At 63.7% G+C, this 12,841-nt stretch carries 10 protein-coding genes, 1 pseudogene and 1 CRISPR repeat array; of the genes and pseudogenes, 8 read left to right on the top strand and 3 right to left on the bottom strand.

Going from position 1 to position 12,841, the window contains the following annotated elements:
• Window positions 1-22 precede the first annotated feature (22 nt).
• The 3 genes from U4Y90_RS27685 to U4Y90_RS27675 form a co-directional block, all read right to left on the bottom strand.
• Entirely contained in the window at window positions 23-787 is a 765-nt protein-coding gene (locus U4Y90_RS27685; protein WP_321799416.1) for a class II aldolase/adducin family protein, read from the bottom strand.
• Window positions 788-836: 49 nt separating this feature from the next.
• Entirely contained in the window at window positions 837-1,925 is a 1,089-nt protein-coding gene (locus U4Y90_RS27680; RefSeq protein ID WP_321799415.1) for a GlxA family transcriptional regulator, read from the bottom strand.
• Between the two features lie 138 nt (window positions 1,926-2,063).
• Complete coding sequence (locus U4Y90_RS27675; protein WP_321799414.1) at window positions 2,064-2,378, bottom strand: hypothetical protein; 315 nt, start codon at window positions 2,376-2,378, stop codon at window positions 2,064-2,066.
• A 385-nt stretch (window positions 2,379-2,763) separates the two neighbouring features.
• Between U4Y90_RS27675 and U4Y90_RS27670 the strand changes: the two genes are divergently transcribed.
• From U4Y90_RS27670 to U4Y90_RS27635, 8 genes and pseudogenes are all read left to right on the top strand, one after another.
• A complete protein-coding gene (locus U4Y90_RS27670; protein ID WP_321799412.1) occupies window positions 2,764-4,158 on the top strand; it encodes an L-serine ammonia-lyase in 1,395 nt (464 codons plus the stop codon).
• Window positions 4,159-4,189: 31 nt separating this feature from the next.
• Complete coding sequence (locus U4Y90_RS27665; protein WP_321799410.1) at window positions 4,190-5,434, top strand: sarcosine oxidase subunit beta family protein; 1,245 nt, start codon at window positions 4,190-4,192, stop codon at window positions 5,432-5,434.
• Window positions 5,435-5,453: 19 nt separating this feature from the next.
• Window positions 5,454-5,753 carry a sarcosine oxidase subunit delta gene (locus U4Y90_RS27660; protein WP_321799408.1) on the top strand — a complete coding sequence of 100 codons (300 nt, stop codon included), beginning with the start codon at window positions 5,454-5,456 and terminating at the stop codon, window positions 5,751-5,753.
• A complete protein-coding gene (locus tag U4Y90_RS27655; protein ID WP_321799406.1) occupies window positions 5,750-8,752 on the top strand; it encodes a sarcosine oxidase subunit alpha family protein in 3,003 nt (1,000 codons plus the stop codon). The genes U4Y90_RS27660 and U4Y90_RS27655 overlap by 4 nt, the downstream gene beginning before the upstream one ends.
• Entirely contained in the window at window positions 8,742-9,395 is a 654-nt protein-coding gene (locus U4Y90_RS27650) for a sarcosine oxidase subunit gamma (protein WP_321799404.1), read from the top strand. The genes U4Y90_RS27655 and U4Y90_RS27650 overlap by 11 nt, the downstream gene beginning before the upstream one ends.
• The gene (locus tag U4Y90_RS27645) at window positions 9,392-9,829 is read left to right on the top strand and encodes a dihydroneopterin aldolase (RefSeq protein ID WP_321799402.1); all 438 of its coding nucleotides are present in this window, start codon (window positions 9,392-9,394) and stop codon (window positions 9,827-9,829) included. The genes U4Y90_RS27650 and U4Y90_RS27645 overlap by 4 nt, the downstream gene beginning before the upstream one ends.
• A complete protein-coding gene (locus tag U4Y90_RS27640; RefSeq protein WP_321799400.1) occupies window positions 9,826-10,095 on the top strand; it encodes a hypothetical protein in 270 nt (89 codons plus the stop codon). Before U4Y90_RS27645 ends, U4Y90_RS27640 begins: the two co-directional genes overlap by 4 nt.
• 93 nt (window positions 10,096-10,188) lie before the next feature.
• Window positions 10,189-11,924: direct repeats of the CRISPR family, unit length 28 nt; unit sequence GGTCTATCTCCGCGCACGCGGAGGAACC.
• A gap of 280 nt (window positions 11,925-12,204) precedes the next feature.
• Window positions 12,205-12,828: pseudogene (locus tag U4Y90_RS27635) on the top strand (CRISPR-associated endonuclease Cas3''); the annotation flags it as partial.
• Window positions 12,829-12,841 lie beyond the last annotated feature (13 nt).

Genomic DNA, 12,841 nt, shown 5'->3' with positions numbered 1-12,841 from the left:
GCAGTGACGCGAAGAAGGCGCGTCAGGTCCGATAATCGGGCTTCGCGCCTTCGATCATCCGCAACGCCGCTTGCCATTGCAGCGCCATGATGCCGTCGGCCTCATCGCGACGATACTGCTCCGCCGTCAATTCACACACCTTCCGCGACGGCAGATTCAATTCCGCATTTCCCGCGAGCGCCCGAATCTGAATCTCGCAAGCCCTTTCGAGAAAATACATTTCCTGGAACGCCTCGGGAATCGACTTTCCACAAGTCAGCAAGCCGTGGTTCTTCAGGATCATCGCGTTATGCGTGCCGAGATCGTTGACGAGCCGGTCGCGCTCCGCGAGATCCAGCGCGATGCCTTCGTAATCGTGATACGCGAGATGCCCGTAGTACTTCAGTGCGTGCTGGCTGATCGGCAACAGGCCTTGCTTCTGCGCCGATACCGCCGCGCCCGCCGCCGTATGCGTATGCACGACGCAGAACACATCGGGTCGCGCCATATGAACGGCGGAGTGAATCGTGAAGCCCGCCGGATTCACGCGATACCGCTCGGGATCATCGCGCGCGACGGCATCGACCGGCCGTCCCTCGTGATCGATCTTCACGAGATCGGACGCGCGCATCTCGTCGAAGAGCACGCCATAGCGATTGATCAGGAAGTGATGCTCCTTGCCCGGCACGCGCGCGCTGATGTGCGTGAAGATCATGTCGGTCCAGCGGAAGTGCCCGATCACGCGATAAAGCGCCGCCAGATCGCAGCGCACTTTCCATTCTTCCTGCGAGTATCCGTGAGTCTCCATGCCGTTCCTCCTTGGTTTGATGAGCCGCGGAAAACGAGTACAGATGCTGCTAGATTGCCTGCGCGCGGCCTGGGAAAGTCTCGTCGTAGTCCATTGCCTGAGTCGCTTCCTGCGCATCAGGCGCGCCGCCCTGCTCGCGATACATCATCGGCGGCAGGCCGAATTGCTTGCGGAATTCGCGGCCGAGATGCGATGCATCGGAGAAGCCGCAACTCGACGCGATATCGGCGACTGTCTTGTCGGAACTCGTCAGCAGCCACGCGGCCGTGCGCAGCCGCACCTGCTTCGCATACGCCTGCGGCGCCTTGCCCGTCTCCGCCTTGAAAAGCCGCTCCAGTTGCCGCGTCGACAGATCGAGCTTGTGCGCGAGCTCATCGAGCGTGAGCGAACGCCCGACATGCTGCTCCATCAGCAGGATCGCACGTTTCACCTTCGGATGCGTCGCGGGCGCGAGACCCGGCGGATGCGGCTGCGGCGCGTTGCCCTTCTGCATGTCGTCGACGAGCAGGATGCGCAGCGCCTTTTGCACCGTCGCCGTTTCGAAGTGACGCAGGAGAATGGCGGCGGCGACATCGATCGAAGCGCGTCCGCCCGAGCATGTAATACGTCGTCTGTCGATCACGAAGAGCCGGTCCGCGACGAGCATGTGCTCGTCCGCGTGCGGGAATCGCTCGACGAAGTCCCAGTAGTGAAACCAGCTCACGCAGACGCGATGTCCTTCGAGCACGCCCGCGCGCATCAGCGAGAACACGCCGGTGCACATGCCGACGAGCGTCGCGTTCGACGCGGCCGCGCGGCGGATGAACTGCAGCGTCGCATCGCTCGTCGCGGGACCGGAATGCAGCAGGCCGCCGACCACGACGACGTAATCGAACGGTTCGGCCTGATCGAAGGTTTCCCAGGGCGTGATCTGGATGCCGCAACTCGCGCGCACCGGCGCGAGCGTCTCGCCGATCACGCTCCACGAGCAGCGCACCGGGCGGCTGAAATCGCCTTCGTCGGCGGACAGGCGCAACAGATCGACGAAACCGGCGAACGCGGTCAGCGTGAAATTCGGCAGCAGGATGATGCCGAAGCGAATACGCGATTTCGATTGACCGTCGACGGAAGACGGCGGGAGAGGCTCTGCGGCATTCATGCGGGAGACGTGCGGCTGGACGTTATCCAGCGAGCATATCACTCGGCCGCGCGCGTCGCGCGTCTGTCAGAAATGGAACGCGGCCGGCGTCGCGTGACGCCGGCCGCGTGAACGGGAACGGATGAGCGGGGCCGCGCTTCAGCCGCCGAGTACGGCGAAGCCCCAGGCGAACGCGCCGCCGATCAGCGCGCCGGTCGCACGCCCGAGCACGCTCGCGATCGTGTAATCGGCCCAGCGCTGCTCGACTTCGCCCTTCAACACGCCGAAGTAGCGCAACACGGGATCGATCGAGCAGAGCAGCATCAGCGCGATCCAGACGGGCGCCTGACGCGTGAGCACGCGGTCGACCGCGAGAAGATCGACTGCCTGAAGCGTGCCGACGACGGCGACGCCGACAAGGAAGGCGAGAATCCAGGATTTGAAGAACTGGTCGGGTAAGGCGTGAGTTTCCATCGATGCAACCGGAGAATCGAGAAAGGGCGGACAGGACGGTGATCCGAAGTCGGTCGACGTCGGTCACCTCAAGCACCTAGGGAATATACCGATGCACGCCTGTTCGATGCTTCGGACCAGTCTCAAAAACCGTGAAAGTGCAACGAAGATGCGCAAAAACGCGCCGTACGCGAAATGCTCTGTTAAGTGCGCCGAAGTGCGATCGGTGCAATCGAGCCGCGTACGCGCATCAAAAATCCTGGCGAACGCGAGGTCGCCCGAACGCGAAAAGCGGCGCTGACGCCGCGGTCCCATTTCGATGGCGTTTTTGTTCTATCGGGACTTTTCAGGCTTTGGTGCAATGAGCGCCATACCGAGATACTTCGCCAACCCAAGGGACCCGCCCATGAACGTCAGCGTCTTCGATCTGTTCAAGATCGGCATCGGACCGTCGAGCTCGCATACCGTCGGGCCGATGATCGCGGCGTGCCGCTTCGCGTCGCATATCGAGGATGCCAATCTGCTCGCCTTCGTCACCCGCGTGCGCGCCGAGCTGTTCGGCTCGCTCGGCGCGACCGGCAAGGGCCACGGCACCGACAAGGCCGTGCTGCTCGGCCTCGAAGGCAATCTGCCCGATATCATCGATCCGGACGTGATCGCGCCGCGCCTCGCGCAAATCCGCGCGACCAAGCGGCTCAAGCTGCTCGGCAAGCACGATGTCGTGTTCGAGGAGCGCGAGCATATCGGCTTCTATCGCAAGCTGATGCCGGGCGCGCCGGGATCGAGCATCGTGCATCCGAACGGCATGCGCTTTCAGGCGTTCGACGAGAACGGCCAGCTGCTCGTCGAAAAGGAGTATTACTCGGTCGGCGGCGGCTTCGTCGTGAATCGCGAAGGCGATCGCGTGAACGGTCTGCGCGCGGGCAACACGGTGCCGCATCCGTTTCGCACCGGCGACGATCTCATGCGCGTCTGTCAGGAGACAGGTCTGTCTATCGCCGAAGTGACGATGCGGAACGAATGCGCGAATCGCACCGAAGCCGAAGTGCGCGAAGGCATGCTCGCGGTCTGGCGCGTGATGGCCGCATGCGTCGAGCGCGGCTGCAAGGAGCGCGGCGAATTGCCCGGCCCGATGCACGTGAAGCGCCGCGCGGCGGATCTCTGCGCCTCGCTGCGTTCGCGTTCGGAAGAGTCGCTGCGCGATCCCTTGTCGATGCTCGACTGGGTCAATCTCTACGCGATGGCCGTCAACGAAGAGAACGCGTCGGGCGGGCGCGTCGTCACCGCGCCGACCAACGGCGCCGCCGGCGTGATTCCCGCCGTGCTGCATTACTACGTGAAGTTCATGCACGGCGCGAACGATGACGGCATCGTGCGCTTCCTTCTGACGGCCGCGGCCATCGGCATCATCTACAAGGAAACCGCTTCGATCTCCGGCGCGGAAGTGGGATGTCAGGGCGAAGTCGGCGTCGCGTGCTCGATGGCCGCCGCCGCGCTCGCCGCCGTCATGGGCGGCACGCCCGCGCAGGTCGAGAACGCGGCCGAGATCGGCATGGAGCACAACCTCGGCATGACCTGCGACCCGGTCGGCGGACTCGTGCAGATTCCATGCATCGAGCGCAACGCGATGGGCGCGATCAAGGCGATCAACGCCGCGCGCATGGCGATGAAGGGCGACGGCACGCACTATGTGTCGCTCGATTCCGTGATCAAGACGATGCGCGAAACCGGCGCGGACATGAAGACGAAATACAAGGAGACGTCGCGCGGTGGCCTCGCCGTGAACGTCATCGAATGCTGAATTCAGGACCCCACGAAGGAAGAGATACACCATGAGCCGCTATTCCATCTTCAGCCTGCTGCGCAACGGCATGTCGTATCACGAGAACTGGGAGCGCCAGTGGCGAAGTCCCGAGCCGAAGCGCGAGTACGACGTGGTGATCGTCGGCGGCGGCGGACATGGTCTCGCGACCGCGTATTACCTGGCCAAGGAGCACGGCATCACGAACGTCGCGATTCTGGAGAAGGGATGGATCGGCGGCGGCAATACCGCGCGCAACACGACCATCGTGCGTTCGAACTATCTGTGGGACGAATCGGCCGCGCTCTACGAAAAGGCGATGAAGCTGTGGGAAGGCCTCTCGCAAGACCTCAACTACAACGTGATGTTCTCGCAGCGCGGCGTGATGAATCTCGCGCACACGCTGCAGGACGTGCGCGACACCGAGCGCCGCGTGAACGCGAACCGTCTGAACGGCGTCGATGCGGAATTCCTCACGCCGGCGCAGATCAAGGAAATCGAGCCGACGATCAACCTCAACAGCCGCTATCCGGTGCTGGGTGCATCGATTCAACGTCGCGGCGGCGTCGCGCGTCACGATGCGGTCGCGTGGGGCTTCGCGCGCGGCGCGGATCGGGCGGGCGTCGACATCATCCAGAACTGCCAGGTCGTGGGCATTCGTCGTGACGGCAGCCAGGTGACGGGCGTCGACACGACGAAGGGCTTCATCAAGGCGAAGAAGGTCGCGGTCGTCGCGGCGGGCAACACGACGACGCTCGCAGACATGGCCGGCGTGCGCCTGCCGCTCGAAAGCCATCCGCTGCAGGCGCTCGTGTCGGAGCCGATCAAGCCGGTCGTGAACACGGTGGTGATGTCGAACGCGGTGCACGCGTACATCAGCCAGTCCGACAAGGGCGATCTCGTGATCGGCGCGGGCGTCGATCAGTACACGGGCTTCGGGCAGCGCGGCAGCTTTCACATCATCGAAGGCACGCTGGAAGCGATCGTCGAGATGTTCCCGGTGTTCTCGCGCGTGCGCATGAATCGTCAGTGGGGCGGCATCGTCGATGTCTCGCCGGATGCGTGCCCGATCATCTCCAAGACCGACGTGAAGGGCCTGTACTTCAACTGCGGCTGGGGCACGGGCGGCTTCAAGGCGACCCCGGGCTCGGGCTGGGCCTATGCGCACACGATCGCGAAGGACGAGCCGCATCCGTTGAACGCGCCTTTCTCGCTGGATCGTTTCTATACCGGTCATCTGATCGACGAGCACGGCGCCGCCGCCGTGGCCCACTAACCGCACTGGAGATAAAACCATGTTGCTGATCGAATGCCCCTGGTGCGGGCCGCGCGCCGAAACCGAATTTTCCTGCGGCGGCGAAGCGGACATCGCGCGTCCGCTCGACACCGAAAAGCTCTCCGACAAGGAATGGGGCGACTACCTCTTCATGCGCAGGAATCCGCGCGGCGTGCATCGCGAGCAATGGATGCACGCGCAAGGCTGCCGCCGCTGGTTCAAGGTGCAGCGCGACACGGTGAGTTACGAGATCCAGGGCTACGAGACGTTCGACCGTCCGCTGGCTGTGATGAATGACAACGGAGGCACGTCGAAATGAGCCAGAAAGACCGACTCGGCATGGGCGGGCGCATCAATCGCGCGATTCCCGTCACCTTCACGTTCAACGGCAAGACGTATCAGGGCTTCGAAGGCGATACGCTCGCGTCCGCGTTGCTCGCGAACGGCGAACGCTTCGTTGCGCGCAGCTGGAAATATCACCGTCCGCGCGGGATCATCACGGCGGGCGTGGAAGAGCCGAATGCCGTCGTGCAGCTCGAAACCGGCGCTTACACGGTGCCGAATGCGCGCGCGACCGAAGTCGAGCTTTATCAGGGGCTCGTCGCGCAAAGCGTGAACGCGAAGCCGAACATCGAGAACGATCGCATGGCGGTCAATCAGAAGATCGCGCGCTTCATTCCCGCGGGCTTCTACTACAAGACCTTCATGTGGCCGCGCAAGTTCTGGCCGAAGTACGAAGAAGTGATCCGCGATGCAGCGGGTCTGGGCGAAGCGCCGAAGCAACTCGATGCCGATCGCTACGACAAGTGCTTCGCGCATTGCGACGTGCTCGTGGTCGGCGGCGGACCTTCGGGTCTCGCGGCGGCGCATGCGGCCGGCTTGTCGGGCGCGCGCGTGATTCTCGTCGACGATCAGCGCGAGCTGGGCGGTTCGCTGCTGTCGTGCCGCGCGGAGATCGATGGCAAGCCCGCGCTGCAATGGGTGCAGAAGATCGAAGCCGAACTGCGCAAGATGCCCGACGTGAAGATTCTTTCGCGCAGCACGGCGTTCGGTTATCAGGATCACAACCTCGTCACGATCACGCAGCGCCTGACGGAACATCTGCCGGTTTCCCGGCGCAGCGGCACGCGCGAACTGATGTGGAAGGTGCGCGCGAAGCGCGTCGTGCTCGCGACCGGCGCGCACGAGCGTCCGATCGTCTTCGGCAACAACGATCTGCCGGGCATCATGCTGGCGTCCGCGGTGTCGACGTATCTGCATCGCTATGCGGTGCTGCCGGGCCGTCAGGCAGTCGTGTTCACGAACAACGACGACGCGTATCAATGCGCGCTCGATCTGAAGGCGGCGGGCGCCGACGTGACCGTCGTCGATCCGCGTCCGGCCGAATCGAAGGGCACGCTGCCCGCAGCCGCGCGCCGTTACGGCGTGCGCGTGATGAACAACGCGGTGATCACCGTTGCGCGCGGCAAGCTGCGTGTCGCTTCAGTCGAAGTGGCTTCGTATGCGAACGGCCAGGTCGGCCAGAAGCAGACGGAGCTGCCCTGCGATCTCATCGCGATGTCGGGCGGCTGGAGCCCGGTGCTGCACCTCTTCGCGCAATCGGGCGGCAAGGCGCACTGGCACGAAGAAAAAGCGTGCTTCGTGCCGGGCAAGGCGATGCAGGCGGAAAGCAGCGTCGGCGCATGCGCGGGCGAGTTCACGCTGGCGCGCGGTCTGCGCTCAGGCATGGAAGCAGGCGCGGAGGCCGCGCGCGCGGCGGGTCATATCGTCGCGAAGCCGCAGCCCGTGAAAGTGGCTGAAATCGTCGAAGCGCCGATGCTGCCGCTGTGGATCGTCGGCGACAAGGAAATGTCGACGCGCGGCCCGAAGCAGTTCGTCGACTTCCAGAACGACGTGTCCGCCGCGGACATCTATCTGGCGGCGCGCGAAGGCTTCGAATCCGTCGAGCACGTGAAGCGGTATACGGCGATGGGCTTCGGCACCGATCAGGGCAAGCTCGGCAACATCAACGGCATGGCGATTCTCGCGCAGGCGCTGGGCAAGGCGATTCCCGAGACCGGCACGACGACGTTCCGCCCGAATTACACCCCTGTCACTTTCGGCACGTTCGCGGGCCGCGAGCTGGGCGAGTTTCTCGATCCGGTGCGCAAGACCGCGATCCATGAATGGCACGTCGAGAACGGCGCGATGTTCGAGGACGTCGGCAACTGGAAGCGTCCTTGGTATTACCCGAAGGCGGGCGAGGACATGCATGCGGCGGTCGCGCGCGAATCGCTCGCGGTGCGTCAGAGCGTGGGCATTCTCGATGCGTCGACGCTCGGCAAGATCGACATTCAAGGCCCGGATTCCGCGAAGCTGCTGAACTGGATGTACACGAATCCGTGGAGCAAGCTCGAAGTCGGCAAGTGCCGCTATGGCCTGATGCTGGACGAGAACGGCATGATCTTCGACGACGGCGTCACGGTGCGCCTCGGCGAACAGCACTACATGATGACGACGACCACCGGCGGCGCGGCGCGCGTGCTCACGTGGCTCGAACGCTGGCTGCAGACCGAATGGCCCGACATGCGCGTGCGTCTCGCATCGGTGACCGATCATTGGGCGACGTTCGCGGTCGTCGGCCCGAACAGCCGCAAGGTGCTGCAGAAGGTGTGTCACGACATCGACTTCGCGAACGCGGCGTTCCCGTTCATGAGCTATCGCGACGGCACGGTGGCGGGCGCATCGGCGCGCGTGATGCGCATCAGCTTCTCGGGCGAGCTCGCGTATGAAGTGAACGTGCCCGCGAACGTCGGGCGCGCGGTGTGGGAAGCGCTCATGGTGGCGGGCGCCGAGTTCGACATCACGCCGTACGGCACGGAAACGATGCACGTGCTGCGCGCGGAGAAGGGCTACATCATCGTCGGACAGGATACGGACGGCTCGATGACGCCTTATGACCTCGGCATGGGCGGCCTGGTTGCGAAGTCGAAGGACTTCATCGGCAAGCGCTCGCTCACGCGTTCCGATACTGCAAAACAAGGACGCAAGCAGTTCGTCGGCCTGTTGACCGATGATCCTTCGTTCGTGCTGCCGGAGGGCGCGCAGATCGTCGCGGGTCCGTTCCAGGGCGACACCGCGCCGATGCTCGGGCATGTCACGTCGAGCTACTACAGCCCTGTTTTGAAGCGCTCGATTGCGCTGGCCGTCGTGAAGGGCGGTCTCGACAAGATCGGCGAATCGGTCATGATTCCGCTCGCGAACGGCCAGCGGGTCAACGCAAAAATCACCAGTTCGGTGTTCTACGACAGCGAAGGAGCACGTCAGCATGTTGAATGAGATCAAGGCATCCGCGACGGTCGTCGACCGTGCCATCAGCGGGCAGGGCGTGTGGCAGGAATCTCCGCTCGTCGGCGCCGATGCGTTGATGAAGGCGCATCAGGGCGGCTCGCCGAAGACGTTTCGCCTGACGGAGCGGCCGTTTCTCGAACTCGTGAACGTACGCGGCGATACGCGTGATCCTGCGTTCGTGAAGGCGGTGCAGAACGTGATCGGCTGCGTGCCGCCGGAGAAGGCGAACACCATCGCGCGCGGCAATGGCTACACGATGCTGTGGCTCGGCCCCGATGAATGGCTCGTGCATTCCGATACGGCGCATGACGCGTCGCGTCCCGCTCCGCTCGAAGCGAAGCTGCGCGACGCGTTCGCCGGCCAGTTCTCGGCGGCGGTGGATATCGGCAGCGGTTATACCGTGCTCGAGATCGATGGTCCGAAGACGCGCGAAGTGCTCTCGCGCGGATGTCCGCTCGATCTGCATCCGAAGCTCTTCGGTGTCGGGCAGTGCGCGCAGAGCCATTATTTCAAGGCATCCGTGACGCTCGTGCCGCTCGGTGGCGAGCGCTTCGAGATCATCGTGCGCCGCAGCTTCGCCGATTACTTCGTGAAGATCATGCTCGACGCCGCCGAGCCGCTGCTGTCATGAAGCCGTTCGAACCGCTCGCCGCGGGCGGCCAGGGCTGGCGCGTGATCGTCGACGAGTTGATCGTGCAGACGCGCGTCGGCTTGTACGAGCACGAGCATGAGGGGCCGCAGCCGGTGTGCATCGATGCGAGCCTGCGCTATCGCGGCATGCCGCATGAATCGGGCGATGGGCTGATCGATTACGAAGCGTGGTGCAATCGCGTGAGCGTGTTTCTCGAAACGAAGGGACATACGCGCTTGCTCGAAACGCTCGCGGTGGAGATCGCGGCGCTGTCGTTCGAAGAATGGCCCGCGCTCGATGCGCTCACGCTGACGCTGCACAAGCCGAAGATTCGCGAGGGCACGAGGCGTCTCGGTCTCGAACTCGACTGGCGGCGCGCGGATTTCGATGCGTGGCGACTCGGCGCCGCTGCGCATCATGCGACGCTCCGATGAACGCGTCGCGCGATGCGGTTGCGCAGCTTTCCGAGCGTGCGTGCAAGAAGCACGATGCGGATGCGGCGCTCGCGTTGCTGGATCGGAGCATTGCGTTGAAGCATCGGCGTATAGCGTTGATTCGCTATCTGCACGCGCAGTATCTCGATGCGCCGCTGGAGGCGCGGCATCATGAGTATGTGAAGGCGGTCGCCGCGCGGTTGAGCGCGGAGACGGTGATGCGGGTTGTGAAGGCGGCGCGGGGGAGGTTTGAGGGGGTGGGGTGAGGGGGCGGGTGTCTTTGATGCTCGCGGCTATGAGCTTATCTCCGTGCGCGCGGAGGAGCCGACGCGATGTGCACCATGGGCAACGTGGGGATGGGTCTATCTCCGCGCACGCGGAGGAACCTCGGGCGCGCGCTTGTCTTTGATGTACGCCGGTGGTCTATCTCCGCGCACGCGGAGGAACCGGTCACGCGGCAATTCGGCGAAGCGCTTCGTGCGGTCTATCTCCGCGTACGCGGAGGAACCGCCCGTCATGCGGCGACATAACCCTCACGCATGGGTCTATCTCCGCGTACGCGGAGGAACCACGCCCGTTGCGGTTGAGAGGAGCGTAAATCTGGGTCTATCTCCGCGTACGCGGAGGAACCGTCGTGCCGATGTCGACATGGCCAAAACCGTACGGTCTATCTCCGCGTACGCGGAGGAACCTGGCGCAGCTTTTGCGAATTGATCCCATGCAAGGGTCTATCTCCGCGTACGCGGAGGAACCCAAGGGGGATTGCCCCGTCTTATCGAGCCAAAGGGTCTATCTCCGCGTACGCGGAGGAACCACGAAGTAGCAACCGCCCGCCGTGTCGTGCTCGGGTCTATCTCCGCGTACGCGGAGGAACCGGCGCGGCCGTTTCGCGGACCAGCTTCGCGGCGGGTCTATCTCCGCGTACGCGGAGGAACCGCGCAGGCGTCGCCTACGGTGCGGCGCGCGCGGGGCCTATCTCCGCGTACGCGGAGGAACCGTCGGCGAGCGCCAGCAGTGCACGGTCGACGAGGGTCTATCTCCGCGTACGCGGAGGAACCAGCTACGACGGGGCCGATCCCGAGCTCGCCGCGGGTCTATCTCCGCGTACGCGGAGGAACCATACTGGCGCGCGAGCTTGAGCGCGGCTTCCATGGTCTATCTCCGCGTACGCGGAGGAACCACGGTGGACGTTACCGATCTAGGCCCCTTCGCAGGTCTATCTCCGCGTACGCGGAGGAACCGCGCCGATCAATCCGGTATTCGCGCCGAATGTGGGTCTATCTCCGCGTACGCGGAGGAACCGCCCGCGACCACGGAAGCGCCAACTGTCACCACGGCCTATCTCCGCGTACGCGGAGGAACCCTGGGGGCGAGTGCAGGGCAGCAAGCTGATGGAGGTCTATCTCCGCGTACGCGGAGGAACCCTCGAAGAGGCGTTCGCGCTTCAGGTACGCGCGGGTCTATCTCCGCGCACGCGGAGGAACCCGCGCCAGAGAATCTGAGCATGGACGTCTACGCGGTCTATCTCCGCGCACGCGGAGGAACCGCGAGAGCGTGCGAGATTGGCTGAGAGCGCCACGGTCTATCTCCGCGCACGCGGAGGCACCATCGGCCGATGTGCGCCGATGCTGCGCCTTCGGGGTCTATCTCCGCGCACGCGGAGGAACCTCGTCGATCGACGCGTACTGCAATCGCTCCCAGGGTCTATCTCCGCGTACGCGGAGGAACCTCCTTCGATGCGCCGCCCGAATATCGCGGCGCGGGTCTATCTCCGCGTACGCGGAGGAACCGGCTGTTCGGGCACACGCACGTTCGCGGCGGCGGGTCTATCTCCGCGTACGCGGAGGAACCGAGCGCAGCCTGGAACGCCTCGACCATGAACGAGGTCTATCTCCGCGTACGCGGAGGAACCGACGCGTAATCCCTGATGACGTCCGAATCAGAAGGTCTATCTCCGCGCACGCGGAGGAACCGTGAACGGCGGACAATTGCCCGGTACGCTCTGGGGTCTATCTCCGCGCACGCGGAGGAACCTCGCCCGATCAGCCGGAACCAGATATCCGTCTGGGTCTATCTCCGCGCACGCGGAGGAACCCCTACCTACTATCTTTCTGATTTAAAAGAACAAACAACCATTTCGATGTTCAGAAACGGTCACGCCGCGCAGAGTATGGCTAGCTGTCCGACTGTTGTCAAACATCAGAAATCCGAACTGGACTTCACGCAACGGACAAGGCTGCTCGTTCCCAAGCCGCAAGAATTCGGCAAAATCGTATGGAAGCAAAACAGTTCTTAACGTAAAAAATAGGCATCCGAAATAAATGATCGATACGTGATATCTCTTACCCGAGACGATCACCAAGCTTCATTAGCGTATGCAAACCGAGGCAAACAAAAACGATACTTTCGTCGCTTGGGGCAAGCGACCGCGCGACGGCGACGAGCACTCGCCTTGTCACCCGTTGTACGATCACATGCTCGATGTGGCCGCGTGTTTCACGGCGATCGCGCAGTGCGGGCGCATTCGCGATGCCTTGACTGCCACCGCGGGCCGAGCATTGAGGGCTCAGGATATCGAAAGGCTCGCGGTGCTTGTCTATCTGCACGATTTCGGAAAAGCTAACAGCGGGTTTCAGGCAAAACGCTGGAAACGTGCCGCGCCGCGCGAATGGCCGGAGAAAGCGGGACACGGTGCCGAAGCCCTCTACGCATTCCACTGCGATGAAGCGCTGCTTGAAGGACTGTCCATCGAAGCGATATGGAAATGGGCCGGCGGCGTCGAGGATCTCCTGCTCGCGAGCTTGGGCCATCACGGTCGTCCCGTCCCCGAGCCGAGAGGCGTCGATCCGCTGATATGGCGGCCCGTGCATGACGCCGCCGGACGCGAGCTCTACAGTCCTGCAAACACGCTGAAGCAAATCGGCGATGCGTTGCGTCGGCATTTTCCGCTCGCGTTCGCTCCGGATGGCGAGCCGCTTCCGTCGAAACCAGCGTTCGTTCATTTGTTCGCTG

The sequence above is a fragment of the Caballeronia sp. J97 genome (genome assembly GCF_905220305.1).
Lineage (GTDB): Bacteria > Pseudomonadota > Gammaproteobacteria > Burkholderiales > Burkholderiaceae > Caballeronia.
The sequence above is the reverse complement of the archived record's forward strand: the minus strand, read 5'-3'. Positions and strand labels throughout refer to the sequence as shown.